Source organism: Actinoplanes cyaneus, assembly GCF_016862095.1.
GTDB lineage: Bacteria > Actinomycetota > Actinomycetes > Mycobacteriales > Micromonosporaceae > Actinoplanes > Actinoplanes cyaneus.
In genome coordinates, this window is the sequence record NZ_BOMH01000002.1 from 113081 (window position 1) to 132375 (window position 19295).

At 71.9% G+C, this 19295-nt stretch carries 18 protein-coding genes; 7 read left to right on the forward strand and 11 right to left on the reverse strand.

Annotated elements, in window-relative coordinates; translation table 11 throughout:
- Positions 1-72: 72 nt before the first annotated feature.
- Both Acy02nite_RS01465 and Acy02nite_RS01470 read left to right on the forward strand, forming a co-directional pair.
- Positions 73-948 (forward strand): ATP-binding cassette domain-containing protein, encoded by an 876-nt coding sequence (locus Acy02nite_RS01465; protein ID WP_203737812.1) that lies wholly within the window; start codon positions 73-75, stop codon positions 946-948.
- Positions 948-1565, forward strand: a complete 618-nt coding sequence (locus Acy02nite_RS01470; RefSeq protein WP_203737814.1) for a hypothetical protein — start codon at positions 948-950, stop codon at positions 1563-1565. The genes Acy02nite_RS01465 and Acy02nite_RS01470 overlap by 1 nt, the downstream gene beginning before the upstream one ends.
- A 48-nt stretch (positions 1566-1613) precedes the next feature.
- On the opposite strand, the gene Acy02nite_RS01475 is transcribed toward Acy02nite_RS01470, so the two are convergent.
- Positions 1614-2657, reverse strand: coding sequence for a hypothetical protein (locus Acy02nite_RS01475; RefSeq protein ID WP_203737816.1), 1044 nt, complete (start codon positions 2655-2657; stop codon positions 1614-1616).
- A gap of 156 nt (positions 2658-2813) precedes the next feature.
- Here Acy02nite_RS01475 and Acy02nite_RS01480 point away from each other — a divergent pair, with 156 nt between their 5' ends.
- On the forward strand, positions 2814-3911 hold the full coding sequence (locus Acy02nite_RS01480) for an SGNH/GDSL hydrolase family protein (RefSeq protein ID WP_203737817.1): 1098 nt from the start codon (positions 2814-2816) through the stop codon (positions 3909-3911).
- Between the two features lie 30 nt (positions 3912-3941).
- On the opposite strand, the gene Acy02nite_RS01485 is transcribed toward Acy02nite_RS01480, so the two are convergent.
- The gene (locus Acy02nite_RS01485; protein WP_203737824.1) at positions 3942-4898 is read right to left on the reverse strand and encodes an ABC transporter substrate-binding protein; all 957 of its coding nucleotides are present in this window, start codon (positions 4896-4898) and stop codon (positions 3942-3944) included.
- A gap of 33 nt (positions 4899-4931) precedes the next feature.
- A complete protein-coding gene (locus Acy02nite_RS01490; RefSeq protein ID WP_203737828.1) occupies positions 4932-5693 on the reverse strand; it encodes a TetR/AcrR family transcriptional regulator in 762 nt (253 codons plus the stop codon).
- Between the two features lie 101 nt (positions 5694-5794).
- Here Acy02nite_RS01490 and Acy02nite_RS01495 point away from each other — a divergent pair, with 101 nt between their 5' ends.
- Both Acy02nite_RS01495 and Acy02nite_RS01500 read left to right on the forward strand, forming a co-directional pair.
- The gene (locus tag Acy02nite_RS01495) at positions 5795-7210 is read left to right on the forward strand and encodes an NAD(P)/FAD-dependent oxidoreductase (protein WP_203737834.1); all 1416 of its coding nucleotides are present in this window, start codon (positions 5795-5797) and stop codon (positions 7208-7210) included.
- Between the two features lie 164 nt (positions 7211-7374).
- Positions 7375-10122 (forward strand): M14 family zinc carboxypeptidase, encoded by a 2748-nt coding sequence (locus Acy02nite_RS01500; protein ID WP_203737836.1) that lies wholly within the window; start codon positions 7375-7377, stop codon positions 10120-10122.
- 67 nt (positions 10123-10189) lie between these two features.
- Here the strand turns inward: Acy02nite_RS01500 and Acy02nite_RS01505 are convergent, their stop codons facing one another.
- The 3 genes from Acy02nite_RS01505 to Acy02nite_RS01515 all read right to left on the reverse strand — a co-directional run bounded on the left by Acy02nite_RS01505 (position 10190) and on the right by Acy02nite_RS01515 (position 12288).
- Positions 10190-10693: a hypothetical protein gene (locus tag Acy02nite_RS01505; RefSeq protein ID WP_203737838.1), complete on the reverse strand. Its 504-nt coding sequence runs from the start codon at positions 10691-10693 to the stop codon at positions 10190-10192.
- A 177-nt stretch (positions 10694-10870) separates the two neighbouring features.
- The gene (locus tag Acy02nite_RS01510; protein WP_203737844.1) at positions 10871-11251 is read right to left on the reverse strand and encodes a TIGR03668 family PPOX class F420-dependent oxidoreductase; all 381 of its coding nucleotides are present in this window, start codon (positions 11249-11251) and stop codon (positions 10871-10873) included.
- A complete protein-coding gene (locus Acy02nite_RS01515) occupies positions 11248-12288 on the reverse strand; it encodes an aldose epimerase family protein (protein ID WP_203737847.1) in 1041 nt (346 codons plus the stop codon). The genes Acy02nite_RS01510 and Acy02nite_RS01515 overlap by 4 nt, the downstream gene beginning before the upstream one ends.
- Before the next feature lie 48 nt (positions 12289-12336).
- Here Acy02nite_RS01515 and Acy02nite_RS01520 point away from each other — a divergent pair, with 48 nt between their 5' ends.
- On the forward strand, positions 12337-13332 hold the full coding sequence (locus tag Acy02nite_RS01520; RefSeq protein WP_203737855.1) for a zinc-dependent alcohol dehydrogenase: 996 nt from the start codon (positions 12337-12339) through the stop codon (positions 13330-13332).
- 3 nt (positions 13333-13335) lie between these two features.
- Here the strand turns inward: Acy02nite_RS01520 and Acy02nite_RS01525 are convergent, their stop codons facing one another.
- Positions 13336-15354, reverse strand: coding sequence for a HelD family protein (locus Acy02nite_RS01525; protein WP_203737857.1), 2019 nt, complete (start codon positions 15352-15354; stop codon positions 13336-13338).
- Between the two features lie 45 nt (positions 15355-15399).
- Between Acy02nite_RS01525 and Acy02nite_RS01530 the strand changes: the two genes are divergently transcribed.
- Positions 15400-16077 carry a TetR/AcrR family transcriptional regulator gene (locus Acy02nite_RS01530; RefSeq protein ID WP_239174051.1) on the forward strand — a complete coding sequence of 226 codons (678 nt, stop codon included), beginning with the start codon at positions 15400-15402 and terminating at the stop codon, positions 16075-16077.
- Between the two features lie 16 nt (positions 16078-16093).
- Here Acy02nite_RS01530 and Acy02nite_RS01535 read toward each other — a convergent pair whose 3' ends face one another.
- The 4 genes from Acy02nite_RS01535 to Acy02nite_RS01550 are packed head-to-tail and all read right to left on the reverse strand — an operon-like array spanning position 16094 to position 19227.
- Entirely contained in the window at positions 16094-16873 is a 780-nt protein-coding gene (locus tag Acy02nite_RS01535; protein ID WP_203737859.1) for an ABC transporter ATP-binding protein, read from the reverse strand.
- Positions 16866-17600, reverse strand: a complete 735-nt coding sequence (locus Acy02nite_RS01540) for an ABC transporter permease (protein WP_203737861.1) — start codon at positions 17598-17600, stop codon at positions 16866-16868. The genes Acy02nite_RS01535 and Acy02nite_RS01540 overlap by 8 nt, the downstream gene beginning before the upstream one ends.
- Entirely contained in the window at positions 17597-18283 is a 687-nt protein-coding gene (locus tag Acy02nite_RS01545; RefSeq protein WP_203737863.1) for an ABC transporter permease, read from the reverse strand. Before Acy02nite_RS01545 ends, Acy02nite_RS01540 begins: the two co-directional genes overlap by 4 nt.
- The gene (locus Acy02nite_RS01550) at positions 18280-19227 is read right to left on the reverse strand and encodes an ABC transporter substrate-binding protein (protein WP_203737865.1); all 948 of its coding nucleotides are present in this window, start codon (positions 19225-19227) and stop codon (positions 18280-18282) included. Before Acy02nite_RS01550 ends, Acy02nite_RS01545 begins: the two co-directional genes overlap by 4 nt.
- Between the last annotated feature and the right edge of the window lie 68 nt (positions 19228-19295).

Consider the following 19295-nt stretch of genomic DNA (forward strand, 5'->3'; position numbering starts at 1 on the left):
ACCCGCACGTTCCGCAGATACGCGAGATCACGGAGCGCGGGTCGGCGTGGGCGTGTGGGATAGTTCCCGACCATGATCGAGACCATTGATCTGACGAAGGCGTACCGGAGGGTCCGCGCGGTCGACGGCATCTCGTTCGTCGCGAGGCCGGGCCGGGTGACCGGGTTCCTCGGGCTGAACGGCTCGGGCAAGACCACGACGTTGCGCATGCTCCTCGGCCTGACCCGGCCCACGTCGGGCACCGCGCTGATCAACGGGCAGCCGTTCGGCGAGCTGAAGAACCCGTTGCGCGAGGTCGGTGCGGTCCTGGAGCAGGGCATCAGCCATCCGGGGCAGAGCGGTCGCGCGCACCTGATCACCCAGGCGATACTGGCCGGCGCGAGCCGCGCGCGGGTGAACCTGCTGCTGGAGACGGTCGGGCTCGCCGACGCGGACACGCAGCGCACCGGGGAGTACTCGCTCGGCATGCGGCAGCGGCTGGCGGTGGCGACGGCGCTGCTCGGCGAGCCGCGGGTGCTGATCCTCGACGAGCCGGCGAACGGCCTCGACCCGGAGGGCATCGTCTGGTTGCGCGAGCTGCTGCGCGCGCACGCGGACGCCGGCGGCACCGTGCTGATCTCCAGCCATCTGCTGGCCGAGCTGGCGCAGCTCATCGACGACGTGGTGATCATCGCGAACGGTCAGGTCCGGCGGGCGGCCACGCTGGCCGAGCTGGCCGGCGAGGGCACGGTGCGCCTGCGGGTCCGCGGCCGCGATCCGGTGCGGTTGTGGCGCGTGTTCGAGGAGGCCGGTGCCGAGGTCGCCGCCGAGGACGACACCCTCCAGGTGTACGGCCTCTCCCCCGAGGACGCCGGTGAGGTCGCCTTCGCGGCCGGAGTCCCGCTGTACGAGCTCGCCGCCGATGCCCCGAGTCTCGAGCAGACTTTCCTGGAACTGGCGGCCTCCTGATGAGCAGTCTGATCCGCGCCGAGCTCTACCGGATGGCCACGATCCGCTCCAGCTGGGTGTCGCTCGCCCTGTTCGGCGCGGTGGCGGCGGCCGCGGGCGTCTGGGACAAGAGCTGGTGGGTGCTGTTCGCTGGGATCGGCGCGTTCGGCATCTCGGTCCTCACCGTCACCCAGCACTACCAGCACCGCACGATCGCGCTGCTCTACGTGGCCCGGCCGCGCCGTTTCCAGGTGCTCCTGGCCCAGGTCGTCACGACGATGCTGGTCGCCGAGATGCTGGCCGTGTTCAGTGGGCTGCCGGTCTGGTTCCGGTGGAGCCACCAGACGTACACCCAGACCCTGTTCGTCATTCCGGTGATGGCGGCGTTCGGCGCGGGCCTGGCCGCAACCGTGCGCCGGTCGGCGTGGCTGCTCAGCGGCTTCGGCGTCTGGTTCGTGATCGTCGAGGGCATCGCCGGCGGTCTGAAGTGGCCGCTGCCGATGACGTCCTACCTGAACGCCTCGCGCAGCGACGGGCTCGGCGGCGATGCCTTCGCCCTGGAGATCTTCGTCTTCTGGGCGGTCACGTCCCTGGCCGTGGCAGCGGTCGCCCTGCGCCGCGACCTCACCGGCGACTGAGGTCGCCGGTGAGGGCCGGCCGGCAAGCGTGAGCCGCGCCGCGGACCGCTACTTCCCGGTGCGGATCGGGACGGTGACCGCGCTGCTCCACGGCACGGCCTGGCTCATCCATGGCACCGTCGCCAGGTCGATCGTCATCTCGCCGCCGGTCACGGCCGCCTTCCGGCGGAACGCGAACCGGTACGTGACGTTCCCGCCCACCGCGGGCGCCGCCTCGGTCACCGAGAACGAGTCCGCCTGGGCCTTCACGGACGGCCACTTGTTCCCGGCCCGTTCGAGCCCTTCCGGCGCGTAGAACAGGATCGTGACCCGGGACGGGTGAGCGCCGCGCACGTGACTCACCGTCACGTCGAGGGTGCCGGTGCGGTATCCACCGCGCGGCGCCCCGAGCACCAGCTGTCCCGCGCTGACCTGCATCTGGGTCACGTGCGGGTTGAGCGGCAGCTGCCGTTCCCCGCTGACCTGCGTGAACCGGCCGTCCCGCAGGGCGTACCCCCGGGTCTGCCAGATCTGCGGGGTCCGATCGGCGCAGCAGCGCTGGTAGTCGCCGACCACCGCGGTGACGACCCCGTCGGGGCCGACCTTCGCGCCGTCGGTCCGGAGGTCCCGGATCTGCCCGGTGGTGGCGACCACCTGCCCGAGCGACACGATGTGCCCGGCCCGGTCCCGGTCGTAGGCGACGAGTTGCTTGCTCCCGCCCTCGATCATGCACCCGAACAGCACGATCGTCTCGTCCGCGCCGTCATGGTCGACGTCACCGTAGGTCACCGAGAGGATCAGGACGGCATCCCCGTACGGCGGCCGGCCGTCGGCGACGGGGTGCGGGTCCACCGGCACGGCCCCGTCGTGGAAGCGCAGCGAGCCGGACGGGCCCTGCACGTTGTCGGCCGGCCACGGCGGGACGTCCAGCGTCGCCTCCCGCAGCGCGGCCAGGGAGATGTGCCCGTCCGGTGGCGCGGCCGGCGCGAAGGACGCCCGGGCCAGCGGGAAGATGCCGAGCGGCAGGCCTGCCAGCAGCGTCAGCACGGCGGCGAACAGCACGGTGAGCCACGGCCGTGGCCGGGGAACTGGGGGAAGCGGAGAGAAGTCCATCGTGGGCAGATTGTGGACCATCATCCCGTCCGGCGCCACCAAAACGCCAGAAATCACCCATCCAGGGCCGCCGTCGCGATTGCGGCCGATCGCGCCGAACCCTAGATTGTTCATCGACGGTACTAAATACTCCCTGCACAGTCAGGAGCGACAAGCATGCAACTGACATCCCTCGCCCGTCTCGGCGTGATCGCGCTGCTCGGCGGCGGGCTGGTCACGGTCGCCACCCCGGCCGCGGCCACGCCGGTGCCGCGTCAGGTGCACACCGCCGGGCGGACGGTGACGGTGGGCACGGACGCGGCGTTCACCTGGCCCGGCGTCTACTTCGAGGGCCGGTTCCGGGGCACGAGCGTCGGGCTGAAGCTCGACGACGCGGTCAACGACTACGACGTGCAGGTCGACGGCGGGCCGCCGGCCACGCTGGTCACTCCGGGCGCCACCACGCAGTGGATCACCGGCCTCTCCCGGGGCGATCACACCGTACGGCTGGCGAAGCGGACCGAGAGCCCGTGGAACGCGGCGCTCTTCGGCGGCCTCGTCCCGGGGCCCGGCGGCCGGATCCTCGCCGCGCCGGCCGCCCGGCATCGGCAGATCGAGTTCATCGGCGATTCCTGGACCGCGGGGTACGGCGACATGTCGACGAGCCGCGACTGCTCCGGCGAGGGCGTGCTGACCCGCAACAGCAACGCCGATCAGGCCTTCGGCGCCCGTACCGCCAAGGCCCTGAACGCCGACTACCAGATCAACGCCTGGTCGGGCATCGGCATGGTCCGCAACTACAACGGCAGCAGCCCGGGCACCGATTACCGCACCTACTACGACCGGGCCCTGCAGGCGGCCGACGAATCGGTCTGGCGGCGCCCGGCGTCCTGGCATCCGCAGGTGGTCGTGATCGGTCTCGGCACCAACGACTTCTCCACGCCGCTCAATCCGGGCGAGAAGTGGGCCGACGACGCCGCATTGGCAGCCGACTATGTCGCCGCGTATCAGGGATTCCTCGACAAGCTGCGGAAGCGGTACGGCCCGGCGACGCGTTTCGTGCTCACCTACCCCGACCTGAGCTACCGGACGACGGCGCTGGCCGACTCCGTCCAGCGGATCGTCCGGGACCGCCACGACCGGGTGAGCGCGCTCTACTACGACAACGCGGCGCTCGGCCTGGATCTGCTCGGCTGCGACTGGCACCCGTCGTCGCACGATCACGCGATCCTGGCCGGGACCCTCACCACGTACCTCCGGAACCTGTTCTCCTGATCGCCGGTTGCCCTGACCGCCCGGCGGCGGTCAGGGCAGCAACGCGTTCAGATCCGGTTTCGCGGTGAGCAGCCCGTCGGTGACGGCCAGGCCGGCGAGGGCGTCGACGGAGGCGCGGTTGATCTCCGAGGGCCACTTGGGCATCACCAGCGCCGCCCGCACCGTCGGATCGATCTTGGTGTACGCGCCGAGTATCTCGCGCACCTGGTCGGGGTGGCTGTCGGCGTACCCCAGAGACTTCTTCATCGCCTCGGTGAAGCGCCGGACGAGGTCCGGGTTGGCGGAAATCAGCTGCTGCGACGTGAAGTACATCGCGACGGTCAGGTCGGGTGCCGCGTCCACGTAGCTCGACGCGATCTTCCGAGCCCCGGCGAGCACCGCGGCCTGCTGGAACGGCTCGACCACGAAGATCGCGTCGACCTGGCCGGACTCCAGCGCCGGCACCTGATCGGGGAACGCGAGCTCGGTGAACTTCACCGCGGCGGCGTCACCGCCGTCCTTGCGCACCGACGCCCGTACGCTCGTCTCGACGATGTTCTTCAGGGTGTTTGCCGCGACCGTGCGGCCGGCCAGGTCCTTCGGTGATTTGATCGGGCTGTCCGCCTTGACGAACAGACCGGCGAAGTCCTTGCCCTCGACCCCGGTCGAGTTGTTGCCGTTGGCGACGACCTTGACCGGCAGGTTCTTGGACGCGCCGAGCAGCAGCGAGATCGTGTTGCTGAAGCCGAACTGGTATTCCCCGCCGAGCACCGCTGGGACGATCGCCGCGCCGCCCTGGGCCGTGGTGAGCGTGAGGTCGATCTTCTGTTCCTCGAAGTAACCCAGCGCCCGCCCGAGGTAGATGGGCGCCACGTCGACGATCGCGATCACCCCCGTGGTCACCTTGTCCACCTGGCCGGCCTCGCCGTCCTGGTCGCCGGAGTCACCACAGGCGGTGAGCAGAAGAATCGTGGCGGCCAGCGCCGCGGTCAGCCGGAATCGAGGCATGTCAGGAAACCCCATTCGTCGGTTTCCCGCAAACTAGGCCAGCGATTCGGGCCCGTCAATGATCGGTGCGGATGATTTCTTTCGCTTCGGCTTGCGTTTCTTCGGCCGGAATTCCTCCGCCCGGGCGGCCAGGGCGTCGATCAGTTTGTCCAGCACCCCCGGGAACGGGGAGGCCGTGATCTGAGTCAGATGATCACGAACGGCCGCCAGGTTGGGGTATTCCTCGGGCGAGAACGTCGCGTACGTCTGCGCGAGCGCCTGCTTGTCGGCCTCCTCCTGACCGGGCTCGAGCTCGATCGCGTCCATCGCGGCGAGCGCCAGCACCGCGTCGATGAAGTCCCGGAAGTGCCGGACGGCGTCGGCCGGCGGGAAGCCGGCACGCAGCAGCAGGCCGATGCCGATGTCGTCGGCGCGCAGCTCGTTGGGCCCGGCGGTGAACCGGATGGCGCGCAGCTGGGCCAGGCGCGGGTGCCGCAGCATCGAGTCGTGCACGCCGCGGCCCATCTCGCGCAGCGCCTCGCGCCAGTCCGAGCCCGCCTCGAAGTCGGCCAGGGTCTCGCTGATCAGACGGTCGGCGATCGCGATCAGCAGCGCGTCCATGTCCCGGAAGTACCGGTAGACGGCCGACGGGTCGGCGCCCAGCTCGACCCCGAGGCGACGCACCGTGAGCGCATTGCCGCCGGGCGCCTCGATCAGCCGCAGCGCCGCATCGATGATCATCGACTCCTCGAGGATCACGCCGGCGCGCGTGGGCCGCCGCCGGACCCGGTCGGACGTGCCCCGTGTCGTCGCCATGAAGGCCCTCCTTATGTCAACGCGATGACCTAGTTATGTCAACGCATTGACCTAAGGCTACCGCACACGGTTACCTATGGCCCTGACCAGGGAGGATCAGCATGCGGGCGGACACACCGGCCTACGACCTCGACATCCGGACCGACGAAAAGCGCATCCGCGCGGCCCTCGCCGACGCTGCCCGGACGCCGTTCTGGCTCGAGGATCCCGGACGGCCCGCCCCGCAGCCCGCCCTGATCGGCGCCATCGAGACCGACCTGCTGATCATCGGCGGCGGTTACTGCGGGTTGTGGACCGCGCTGCAGGCCAAGGAGAACGATCCCGGCCGGGACGTCGTGCTCGTCGAGGGCGAGGAGATCGGCTGGGCGGCGAGCGGCCGCAACGGCGGATTCGTCGAGGCCAGCCTGACCCACGGCCCGGAGAACGGGCAGCGCAACTTCGCCGGCGAGCTCGACGTGCTGACCACGCTGGCCGAGGAGAACTTCACCGCGTTCCGGGACTCGCTGACCGAGCACGGCATCGACGCCGAGTGGCAGGAGGAGGGCGCGCTCGAGGTCGCCACCGAACGTCACCAGGTCGACGAGCTGCGGGCCGTGCCCGGCCGGTTCTTCGACCGCGACGAGCTCGCCACGCTCGTGCGCTCGCCGCTGTACCGGGCCGGCGTGCTCCGCGAGACCGGTGCCGCGCTCGTCCACCCGGCGAAGCTGGCCTGGGGCCTCAAGGAGGCGTGCCGCCGGCTGGGCGTGCGCATCTACGAGCACACGCCGGTGACCCGGCTCGCCGACCGGGGCCGGACGGTCCGCGCCACGACCGGCATGGGCACCGTCCGCGCCCGCAAGGTCGTGCTGGCCACGAACGGGTTCCCGTCGCTGCTGCGGCGCAACCGGTTCCTGACCATCCCGATCTACGACTACGTGCTGATGTCCGAGCCGCTCACCCCGGCCCAGCTCGACGAGATCGGCTGGCAGGGCAACTTCGGGATCGGCGACTGCTCGCGGCAGTTCCACTACTACCGCAAGACCGCCGACAACCGGATCCTGTGGGGCGGGTACGACGCGGTCTACCACCGCGGCGGTGGCATCCGCCCCGAGTTCGACCAGCGCCCGGAGACCTTCGCGCGCCTGGCCGACCACTTCCTGCGCACGTTCCCGCAGCTCGGCGACGTCAGGTTCACCCACGCCTGGGGCGGCATGATCGACATGTCCACCCAGCTGGCCGCCTTCCAGGGCCTGGCGATGGGCGGCAAGGTGGCCTACAGCAGCGGTTTCACCGGGCTCGGCGTGGCCGCGACCCGCTTCGCCGGCTCGGTGATGCTCGACCTGCTGGCCGGGCTGGACACGCCCCGCACCCGGCTGCGGATGGCCACCAAGCGGCCGTTGCCGATCCCGCCGGAGCCCCTCGCCTACCCCGCGGTCCAGGTGATCCGGCGGGCCATCGCGCGCGCGGACCGCAACGGCGGCCGCGACGGCGTCATCCTCAGGACCGCCGGTCTGCTCGGCTTCTCCTTCGACTCCTGACGAGGTCGTTCCCCGCCCGGCGGTCCGCCGCCGGGCCGGGAGCGCACCACCCGAAAGCCATACAGACCGGCCAATACGTGATTTCCGCATACGTTGACCGTCGTAAATGGAGGGTCATAGGCTGCTCCGCATTCGACGATTCCCGGGAAGGGAACGAGCACACGATGCGGATTCCGAAACGCCTGGCAGGTGTCGCGGCGATCGCCCTGGTCACCGCCCTGAGCTCCGTCCCGGCGAGCGCCACCCCCGCGCGCGCCGATTGCGCCACCGACCCGTCCGCCCACCTGAGCACCGTCCCGAGCCCGGAGACCTTCCTCGGCTTCCCGCTCGGCGCCGGCCAGCAGCGGGTCGTCACGAACGCCGAGATCCGGAACTATCTGAGCGCCGTGGACACCTCCTCCGACCGCGTGGTCACCGGCACGATGGGCACGAGCGTGCTCGGGCAGCCGCTGGACTACGCGGTGGTCGCCCAGCGGAAGACCGACCTCGACGAGGTCGCCGGCGCGATCCGCAGCCTGCGGGACCCGCGGAAGCTGAGCGCTGACCGGGCACGCCGGATCGCCGCCGGCAAGCCCGCCATCGTCTGGATCGCCGGCAACGTGCACGGCGGCGAGACCAGCGGCGCGGACGCCTCCCTGAAGACCCTCTACGAGCTGGCCGCCGGCCTGTCCTGCGCCGTGCGGCAGCGCAACGACAACCTGATCACGGTCATCCTGCCGACCCAGAACCCGGACGGGCGCGACGCGCTGCGGCGCCAGAACGACTTCGGCTTCGACCTCAACCGGGACTGGTTCGCCCGGACGCAGCCGGAGACCGACAGCAAGCTCGAGCTGCTCCGGCAGTTCCCGCCGCAGGTCTTCATCGACGCCCACGAGATGGGCGGCCAGCGGTACTTCTTCCCGCCGAACGCGGACCCGATCCACCACGAGATCGCCGACGCGCCGGTCGACTGGATCAACCGGATCGGCGAGGCGAACAAGGCCGGTTTCGGATTCAACGGCGCCTGCTCCGACACGGTCACGACCGAGTGCTACTTCAACTACGACACCTACGACCTGTTCTACATGGGATACGGCGACACCGTTCCGGCGACCGGGTTCGGGGCCGCCGGAATGACGTACGAGAAAGGCAGCGCCTCGGCCGTCCAGGACCGGGTCCAGCAGCAGTTCAACACCCAGTGGGCGACGCTGGGCTGGGCCGCCGCCCACAAACGCGAGGTGCTGACCAGCTACTACAAGCTCTGGGCGGACGCGCTCGCGCAGGGACGGGCCGGCACGCTCGAGCCGAACGAGGTGGTGCAGCCGGAGAACACGGTGCAGTTCCCGGTGCCCGACATCACGGTCCGGTCCTACTTCCTGATGCCCGGCCGCCAGCTCGCCGACGTGCGGCAGCTGGTCGAGCGGCTGCGGAAGATGGACGTCGAGGTCTACGAGATGAAGAAGCCGGTCACGGTACGCAACGCGCACGTCTTCGGCGGGCGGACCGCGAAGAACGTCGCCGTTCCCGCCGGGGCGTACTGGATCCCGATGGACCAGCCGCAGAAGCATTGGATCCAGGCGACTCTGGGCGAGGACCCGTACGTCCCGTTCCCCTACTTCTACGACGTCTCCTCGTGGAGCAACCCGCTCCTGATGGGCATCGACACGATCTACACCGGTGACGCCGTACGCCCGAAGGCCGATCTTGTCCGCCGGATCGCCGGTGGCCGGGCGGGAACCGCGCCCCGCGGCGGCTCCTACACCTACCGCCAGGACTCGGCCGCCGCGGCGCAGCTGACGTTCCGCCTGCTCGGCCAGGGTGTCGCAGCGGTCCGCGACGGTGATCTGATCCGCGTGCCGTCCGCCGCCGTCACCCCGGCGATCGACCGGCTCGCCCGATCACTGGGCGTCACGCTGTCCGTTTCCTACCGACCCTCCTCGGGTACGGCCCTGGCCCGGCCCGACGTCGGCCTGTTCCGCGGCACCGGCATCTCCACCACGTCCGGCTCCTACGGCGAGGCCCGTTACGTGCTCGGCCGCAAGTGGGGGCTGGACCTCACCCCGATCACCGCGGCCGACATCAACGACAACACGCCCGCCTTCACCGGCCGCAGCGTCCTGCTGGTGCCGGACGGCAGCAGCGCGACCGGTGGCCTGACCGCCACCGGGCAGGCGAACCTGCGGAACTGGATCGCGCAGGGCCACACCTACCTCGGCCTGCGCAACGAGGGCACCCGCGTGGCCCGTGCCGCCGGGCTCACCTCCACCACGGAGAAGCCGAAACCGGCCGACTACCTGGTGATCGGCTCGCACCTGCGGGTCGACGTGGACACCACCAGCCCGGTCGCGGCCGGCCGCCCGGCCGAGGACTTCCAGTTCAACAACGACGACCCGATCCTGACCCCGAGCACCAGCGGGACGAACGTGGTCACGTACCCGCGGGGCGACACGTTCTGGCACAACGGCTACACCGTCGCGGCCGACACCCTGAAAGGCACGTCGGTCGTGGTCGACGAGCCCACCGGCGCCGGCCACGCGGTGCTGTTCGCGTTCAACCCGCTGTTCCGCGCCTACAACGAGAACGGCCTGGAACTCGTGGCGAACGCGCTGCTCCGGCCGGCCGGCACCCCGTCCGCGCTGCGGGCTCCCAGCCCGGACCCGGCGCGCGCGGCCGCCGCGGCCCAGCCGGTCCCGCCGAACCTGGGCGCCGAGTGGCGTCCCACCCGGATCCAGGTCGCGGCCACCGACCTGGCCCGCACGCAGGCCGTGGTCAGCCGTTACACGACCACGGCCACGACCGCGGTGGCCGGCGACTCCGCGTACCTGACCATCCCCAACCCGGACGGCGTGCAGCCGGACGAGCACCCGTACCTGCGAGACCTGGTCGCCGCCCTGAAGGCCGACCGGATCCCGCTGCGCTCCGTGGTCGGCTGACGATCGGTGGTGCCGGCCGTGAAGCCGGCACCACCGGTTCCCAGCGCGATCCCGGCGCCGGGCCGGCTCAGCGGGCCGTGGCCAGCACCTCGGCGAGGCGGCGGGCCACCTCGGGACGGGCGATCAGCTCGGCGTACTCCTCCAGCAATGCCGGCGCCGCCGACGGCTCCGGCGTCGCGGTGAACGGGCCGGCGGGCACCTCCGCGTCGACGGTGAACGCGACCCGGACCCCGACCCGCAGTCGGCGGGCCAGCACCTTCTCGATCGCCTCCCGCAGGGAGACCTCCAGGATCTGCCGTGCACGCAGGTCCGGGACCGCCAGCAACAGCACCCCGTCGTTCACTGCCCGTGGCCGCGCCGAGCGCAGGCACTGCAACTCCCGCTCCGACACCAGCACCGGATTGTCCAACTCGGCACATACGTCCTGCCAGAGTTGTCCCAGGCCGGAGAGGGTTGCCTGCAACCTCTGCCGCCCGGCCTCGACCAGCCACCGGCCGACGTCGACACCGTCCGCCGCCGCGGCCGCCTCGAACTCACGGTAATCGTCCACACCCACCAGAACCTCAGCCATCGGGCCATCCAACCGCCGCGCGGCCCGACACGCGAGGCGCCGGCCGTGCCGGGGTCAGGCGGGAGCGTCCGCCCATTACGGGCGTAAACTCCCATCTCGCTCGTTTCCGGCGGCGGCAAGCGGCGGCGAGCGGCGAGCGGCGGCGGCTGCGGCGAGCTGCGGCGGCGAGCTGCGGTCTCAGGCTGACCAGGCGTGCCAGGCGGTGACCTCGATCCGCAGGAACGGGCCGGGCGGCGGCTGCACCGCGTACTGCGGGTAGCGGGCGAGCAGCGCCGGCTCCGGCTCGCCGGTGACCGCGGCGCGGCCGTCGGCGCGCACCCACCAGAGCTGCGACCAGTCGTCGTCGTAGAAATCGGCGAGGACGCTGACGCGGGGCTCGTGCGCGATGTTGGCGAGCCGCCGCAGGTTGCGGTGCCGCTTCGGCTTGCCGTCGACAGCCGTGTGGATCACGTCGCCGACCACGGCGAAGACGATCGGCACGAGGTGCGGCGCGCCGTCCGGGGTGACCGTGGCCAGGCGCGCCACCCGTACGCTCGCGAAGCGTTCCGCCGGGGTCACCGCACGACGGAGAACGTGTGGGTGGTGCTGGAGGTGTAGGTGTCGCCGGGGCGCAGCACGGTCGCCGGGAAGTCCGGCTGGTTCGGGCTGTCCGGGAAGTGCTGGGTCTCCAGCGCGAACGCCTCCCCCTGCCGGTACTGCCGGCCGGACGTGCCGCGCAGCTTGCCGTCGAGGAAGTTGCCGGAGTAGAACTGCAGGCCCGGCTCGGTCGTCTCGATGGTGAGCCGGCGACCGCTGCGCGGGTCGTCGACCACGGCGGCGTCCGGGCCGGCCAGCACGTAGTTGTGGTCGTAGCCGAGACCGAAGCGCAGCTGCGGGTGGTCGTCCCGCAGGCGCTCGCCGATCGCTCGGGCGGTCCGGAAGTCGAACGGGGTGCCGTCGACGGGCGCGAGCTCGCCGGTCGGGATCAGCGTCTCGTCGACCGGCGTGTAGTGCCCGGCGTTGATCCGCAGCAGGTGCCCGTCGATCGTCCCGCTGCCCTCCCCCGCCAGGTTCCAGTAGGCGTGGTTGGTCAGGCTCAGCACGGTGGCCTGGTCGGTCGTCGCCCGGTAGTCGATCCGCAGCCGGTTCTCGTCGTCGAAGCCGAACGTCACGGTCGCCTCGACGGTCCCTGGGAAGCCCTCCTCACCGTCCGGCGAGAGATACCGCAGCCGTACGCCGCCGGCCGTCGCCTCCGCCGCCCAGACGCGCTTGTCGAAACCCCTGGCCCCGCCGTGCAGGGTCGTCTGCCCCTCGTTCTGGGTCAGCTTGTGGACCTGCCCGTCGAGCGTGAACGTCCCGTTCGCGATGCGGTTGCCGTACCGCCCGATGGTCGAGCCGAAGTACGGATTGGCCGGGTCCTGGTACCCGGCGAGGTCCGCGAAGCCGAGCGTCACGTTGCCCAGGGCGCCGTCCCGGTCGGGGACCAGCACGGACTGGATCGTCGCGCCCCAGGTGAGGATCGACACCGACGCCCCGCCCCCGTTGGTCAGCGTCCACTTCTCGATCACGGTGCCGTCGGCCAGGACACCGAACGGAGTGCTGTCGATTCTCGTCATGATCTCGTTCTACGCTGGTGTGCCGCTCGCTGACAACGGAGGCCCACCATGCGCGCACTGGTCTTCACCGGTCCCGGCCGGGCCGAGGTCCGGGAGGTGCCGGAGCCGCAGGCCGGCCCCGGGCAGGTGATCGTCGAGGTGGAGCGGGCCGGGGTGTGCGGCACCGACGTGGAGCTGTTCACCGGCGAGATGAGCTACCTGCACACCGGCCTGGCCTCCTATCCGCTGCGTCCCGGTCACGAGTGGTCCGGCACGGTGATCGCCACCGGTCCCGGCGTCGACGGCAGCTGGCTGCGGCGGCGGGTCACCGGCGACACGATGATCGGGTGCGGGCAGTGTGGGCGCTGCCGTGCCGGGCGGCACCACGTCTGCCCCTCGCGGCACGAGCTGGGCTGCCGCGACGGCCTGCCCGGCGCGCTCGCCGAGCGGCTGGCGTTCCCCGCGGCGTACCTGCACGCGCTGCCCGACGCGGTGGACGCGACGCTCGGCGCGCTGGTCGAGCCGGGCGGGAATGCGCTGCGGGCGGTCCGGGCCGCGGGCGTCGCCCCGGGCGAGCGGCTGCTGATCCTGGGCACGGGCACGATCGGGCTGCTCGCGGCGATGTTCGGCCGCGCGCTGGGCGCCGAGGTGCACCTGCTCGGGCTGGCCGCCGAGCCGCTGGCCGAGGCGCCCGTCTGGACCCGTGACACCCTGCCCGAGCTGCCGTGGGACGGGGTCGTCGACGCGACCAACGCGGCGATCATGCCCGGGCTCGCCGTGCACCTCGTCGAGCCGGGGCGCACGGTGGTCTATATCGGACTGTCCGGCGCGCCGAGCCTGGTCGACACGCGCGACATCGTGCTCAAGGACGTGACGACCGTCGGCATCCTCGGGGCGTCGGCGGGGCTGGCGGGCGCGATCACGGCGTACGCGGAGAAGGAAGCGGACCCACGCCCGCTGGTCGCCGCCACAGTGAGCCTGGAGGAGATCCTCGACGTGCTGGCCGGCCGGCGCCCAGCCGACGCCGGTCCCGGCCCGAAGTTCCACGCCGACCCGCGGCGCTGACCCTCAGTCGCCCCGTGGCGTGATGTGCAGCACGTCGAGGCGGGAGACCGCGCGGGTGAGCACGACGTAGAGGCGGTTCAGCCCGCGCGGCTCGGCGTCGACGATCTCGGCCGGCTCGACGACGATCACATGGTCGAACTCGAGGCCCTTGGCCAGCGTCGCGGGAAGCACCGTCACCCGGTCGCCGGCGAGCGCCCCGAGTTCCGCGACGCGCCCGTCCGCCGCGATCACGGCGATCGAGCCCTCCTGCTCCAGGGCCGCCTCGACGCGGTCCTTCGCGGCCACGGCCAGGTCCGTGACCTCGCGGACGTCGAGCTTCCCGTCGGAGCGCACCGATCGCGCCGCGGGCACGTCGGCGTGCAGGACGGGCAACAACCTGTTCGCGTACGCCAGCACGACCGCCGGAACCCGGAACCCGAGCGTCAACGCCGTGACCGGCGCGTCCGGCTTCCCGAGGTGCGTCAGCTGGTCACGCCAGCTCGTGGCGGCCCACGCGCTGGTGCCCTGCGCGAGGTCCCCGAGCACGGTCAGCGACCCGTGCCGGCTGCGCCGCGCGAGCGCCCGGCACTGCATCGGCGACAGGTCCTGCGCCTCGTCGACGACGAGGTGCCCGAACCCGGCGGGATGGTCGATGGCACCGGCGAGCTCGTCGAGCAGCACGAGGTCGGCGGCCGACCACTTGGCGCTCCGGAAGCTGCGCGGCGGCCTGGCCCAGAGCAGCGCCGCCTGTTCCGGATCGGTCAGCACGCCGTCCGCGGCGCGGCGCAGGAACGTGGCGTCCCCGAGCAGCCTCGTCAGCAGTTCCGCGGGGCGGACCTTCGGCCAGCAGGCGTCGAGCGTCTCCACCACGGGGCGGGCACGACCGGTCCGGTCGAGCCACTTGGCGTTCGGTGACTCGCCGTGGTGCTCCAGCCGGCGTTGCAACAGCGCGACGATGCGGGTCCGGAAGCGTTCGCGGCCCACGCCGTACGGCAGCTCCTCGCTCCTGATCCGCGAGATCTCCCGCAGCAACGCGGCGGCCGGGACGCGCAGCCGGAGGGAGCCGTCGGCCACGACAATGTCGTCGGTAGGTGGCTCGACCAGGCTGTTCAGCGCGCGCCGGAGCACCTGCGCCATCCGGGCGTCGTGCTTGAGGCGGGCGGTCCCGGCGGTGTCGGTGGCGGCGGGCGCCTGCTCGGAGAGCAGTTCCTCGAGGGTGCGCTGCTGGACGTCGACCTCGCCGAGCGCCGGCAGGACCGCGGCGATGTACCGCAGGAACTCCGGGTTCGGGCCGACGACCAGGACACCGGTGCGGCCGAGCTGCCTGCGGTGGGCGTAGAGCAGGTACGCCGCCCGGTGCAGCCCCACCGCGGTCTTGCCGGTGCCGGGACCGCCCTGCACGCACAGTGACTGATCAAGATCGGCCCGGACCAGCTCGTCCTGCTCGGGCTGGATGGTCGCCACGATGTCGCGCATCGGGCCGACGCGCGGGCGTTCGATCTCCTCGGCCAGCAGCCGGCTGGACGTGCCGAGCTGCTCGCCGAGGTCCAGGTGCTCGTCCTCGAACCCGGTCAGGCGGATCGGCGGGTGCGGGGTCCACCCGTAGCGCCGGCGCACCGCGACGCCGCGCCGATCACCCGGGCTCGCCCGGTAGAACAGCGACGAGACGGGCGCCCGCCAGTCGATCACCAGTGGCGGCCCCTGCTCCTCGGTGATCCGCCGCCGCCCGATGTGGTAGCGCTGCCCCTGGTGATCGCCGGCCGCCGCGGTGCCGTCGAAGGTCAGCCGGCCGAAGTAGGGAGCGCCGTCCGGCTCCTCGACGAGCTCCTTCACGTGGCTCTTCAGCATCCGGCCGAGCGTCTCCGCGGTGTACCGGTCGCCGGCGACCTCCGCGCCGGTCGCGACGCGCATCCGCGCATGGTCGAGCATCCAGGCCTGCGCCGCGCGAACACGGTCGAGAAAGGCGCGTTCACGATCAAGATCCACGGCAAGGCCCCTTCCGGCGTACGACCTGAGCCGCCGACGATATCGCAACTCAGTCATAAACGTTACCCGGTTACAAGTTTGACCCGGTGGTAGGGTCGCGTCGTGAGCGAGCAGGGTGGAGCCGGCCCAGGCCTGCGGGAACGCAAGAAGCAGCGGACGTTCGACGCGGTCTCCGAGATCGCCATCGCGATGTTCCTGGACCGTGGCTTCGACCGCGTCTCCGTGAACGACGTCGCCGCCGCGGCGGAGATCTCCAAGCCGACGCTCTTCCGCTACTTCCCGTCGAAGGAGGACCTGGTCCTGCACCGGATCGCGGACCACTCCGGCGAGCCCGCGCGCGTCGTCGCGGCCCGCGCCGGCGGTGAGTCACCGATCGACGCGCTGCACCGGCGCTTCCGGGACGGGCTGGACGCCCGCGACCCGGTGACCGGGCTCAACGACGTACCGCAGATCCTGGCTTTTCATGATCTGGTCTTCTCGACGCCGAGCCTGGCGACCCGGGTGCACGAGTTCCAGGCGCGCGACGAGGAGAGCCTGGCCCGGGCGCTCGAGCCGGCCGTCGCGGACCCGCTGACCGCGCGGCTGGCGGCGGCGCAGATCCTGGCCGTCCAGCGGGTCCTGGCCCGGGAGAACTGGCGCCGCCTGACCGCCGGCGAGTCCGCCGACGCGCTGCACCCGATCGCGGCCGAGGCCGCCGACCGGGCGTTCGCCCAGCTCCGCGACGGCCTCGCCTTCTCCCCGCCGGCGGGCGCAGGCGTCCCTCCGGTCGGGCCACCGTGACGCCGCCCAGGCCGGTTCAGTCGGCTGTCCCGGGGTTCGCGATCACCCGGTGGATCTCGCGGCGGTAGTCCTGGAACAGCGGCAACGCGCGGGTCTCCACCTCGTCGCGCGGGCGGTCCAGGTCGATCGGCACCTCGCGCAGCACCCGGCTGGGGCGGGCCGAGAGCACCAGCACCCGGTCCGCCATGAGGATCGCCTCGTCGATGTCGTGCGTGATCAGCAGGACGGTGAGCCCGAGCTCGGCGGTGATGGTGACGGTGAGCTGCTCCAGGACCGCGCGGGTCTGCGCGTCGACCGAGGCGAACGGCTCGTCCATCAGCAGGAACCGGGGCCGGGAGACGATCGCGCGGGCGATCGCGACACGCTGCTGCATGCCGCCGGAGAGCTGGAACGGGTGGTGGTCGGCGAAGCCGGCGAGCCCGACCCGGTCCAGCGCCTCCCGGGCCTGTTCCCGCCCGGCGGCCCGGCCCCGGTCGCGGATCGGGAAGCGGACGTTCTCCCCCGCGGTCAGCCACGGGAACAGGCTGCGGTGGTAATCCTGGAAGACCACCGAGACGGCGTCCGGGATGCCGGTGACCGGGCGGCCGTCGAACTCGACGGTGCCGGTGTCCGGGCGTTCCAGACCGGCCAGGCAGCGCAGCAGGGTCGTCTTGCCGCAGCCGGAGGGGCCGACGACGCCGAGGAACTCGCCCGGTGCCTGCTCGAAGCCGATGTCCGCGATCGCCTGCGTCGTGGACCGCCGGCCCCGGAAGGACTTGCCGAGGCCGGCCGCGCGCACGAGCGGGGTCTCAGCCACCGGCGATGCCCTTCTGGTCCTCGTACCAGCTCAGGACGTGGCGTTCGACCAGGGAGAAGACGGCGGTGACCAGCCAGCCGAGCAGGCCCAGGACGATGATGCCGGCGTACATCTGGGCGATCGCGTAGGTCCGCTGCGCCTGCAGGATCAGGTAGCCCAGGCCCGAGGTCGCGGCGGTCATCTCGCTGATCACCATCATGATCAGGGCGATGCCGAGCGCGATCCGGGCGCCGGCGATCAGGGCGGGCAGCACCGCGGGCAGGATCACCGAGACCGGGCGGGCGTGGCTGATCCGGGCCACGTCGAGATAGCCGGGCTCGACCGCGCGGGTGGCGTCGACACCGGCGATCAGGACCGGCCACATCGCGGCGGCCGCGATCACGGTGATCCGCATGCCGCTGGTCGCGCCGAGCGCCAGGACGGCGACCGGCAGGACCGCCGGGGGCGGGACCGCGCGGAGGAACTCGAGGGCCGGGCGGACCCACGGCTCCAGGCCGCGCAGCCAGCCGATGGTCACGCCGAGCAGCGCGCCGAGCGTCACCCCGATCGCGAAGCCGGCCAGGGCGCGGCCGGCCGACGGGAGCACGTCGGTCCACGGGTCGATCGAGGCGAGCTCCGCGATCGCGTCACTGACCGGCGGGAACAGGCCGGTGTCGCCGGTGCGGCCGGCGACCTCCCAGACGAGCAGGAGCAGCGCGGCGACGAGCAACCCCAGGAGTCGTTTCACGAGGTGACCAGGTGGACCAGGTAGCCGAGCAGCCCGGCGACGACGATCCCGGCGTACGCGGCGGGGATCTGCCCGGCCTGCTGCTGCTGCGCGATGAACCAGCCGAGGCCGGGGCTGCCGGTGGCGAGTTCGGTGGCGACGGCGACGACCAGGCCCAGGGACGCGGCGGTACGCAGACCGGTGCGGATGGACGGCAGCGCCGCGGGCACGGTGACCGTCGCGGCCAGGCGCAGGCCGCGTGCCCCGAGGACGCGGCCGGTCTCGGTCAGCAGGGGGTCGACGTCGCGTACGCCGAATCGGGTCGAGATCAGCAGCGGCCAGAGACACGCGAAGCCGACCAGGAGCGCCTGCATGCCCGCGCCGAGGCCGATCACCACGACCGCGACCGGGATCAGCGCGACCGCCGGGATCGGCCGCAGGAAGTCGACGGTGGCGGTCAGGGCCGCGTCCACCCACCGCGACAGGCCGAGCAGCACGCCGAGCGGGATGCCGATCGACGCGGCCAGCAGGAGCCCGGCGGCCCAGGCGATCAAGGTGCCGGCGGTCGCGCCGGGCAGGTCAGGATTCCCGAGGGCGCGGGCGATGTCCACGCTCGCCGGCGCCGAGCCGGGCGGCAGCACGTGCGCGGATCGGAGCAGTTCCCAGAGCCCGACGAGCGCCGCGAACCCGGCAAGGCCCTTCACCGCAGGTACGCGCCGTCGAGGTCGATCGGTTTCTTGGCGATCTGCTGCTGGGTCAGGACGTCGGCCCACCGCTGCCAGCCGGCCGGGTCCGCCGCCGTCGTGTAGACCGGCAGCTTGATCTTGCCGGCGAGGGCGGCCGGGACCTTCGTGTACGTCGGCAGCACCGCGCGCAGCTCGTCCGGGTGGGCCTGGGCGTACTCGCAGGCCCTGGCCAGCGCGGCGCGGAACTTGTCGATCGTGTCGCGGTTCGCGGTCACGTACTTCTCGGAGGAGAGGAACACCGACTGCGGCATCGTCGTGGTCTGCCCGACGCTGTCGGAGAGCAGGTTGCGGGCTCCGGCGTCGAGCCCGAGCGCGACGAACGGCTCGGCCGGGTTGGTGGCGTCGACCTTGCCGCTCGTCAGCGCGTCCGGCATCGAGGCGAACGGCAGCTCGGTGAACTTCACCTTGGACACGTCGACGCCGGAGGCCCGCAGCGCGTTGCGGATCGAGACGTCCGGCAGTTGGTAGAGGGTGTCGACGGCGATCGTGCGGCCCTCCAGGTCCTTCGGCGACCTGATCGGGCTGTCCGCGGCGACCTGCAACTGGATGAAGTTGTCGGCCGGGTCGGCGGGGTTGCCGGAGGTGCTGCTGATCGCGGTGACCGGCACGCCGTTCGACCGGGCCAGCAGCACCGCGGGCGCGTTCAGGAACCCGACCTCGGCCTGGCCGCCGACCACCGACGGGATCACGGCGGGCGCCTCGGCCGGGACGACCTGCACGTCCAGCCCGGCGTCGGAGAAGATGCCCTTGCTCACGCCGAGGACCATGGCGGCCGCCCCGGAGACGCCGATCGTCGCGACCCGCACCCGGGGCGGCCCGGACGGTTCCCCGGAGGAGCCGCAACCGGTCGCGATCAACGCCGCGATCGCCACCAGTGCCACGGACCCGCGCGGAAAGCTCATGTGCCCTGCCTACCGCTACTTGCGGCAGGACTCAATAGATCTACATCTATCTATCAAACGGGCGTACG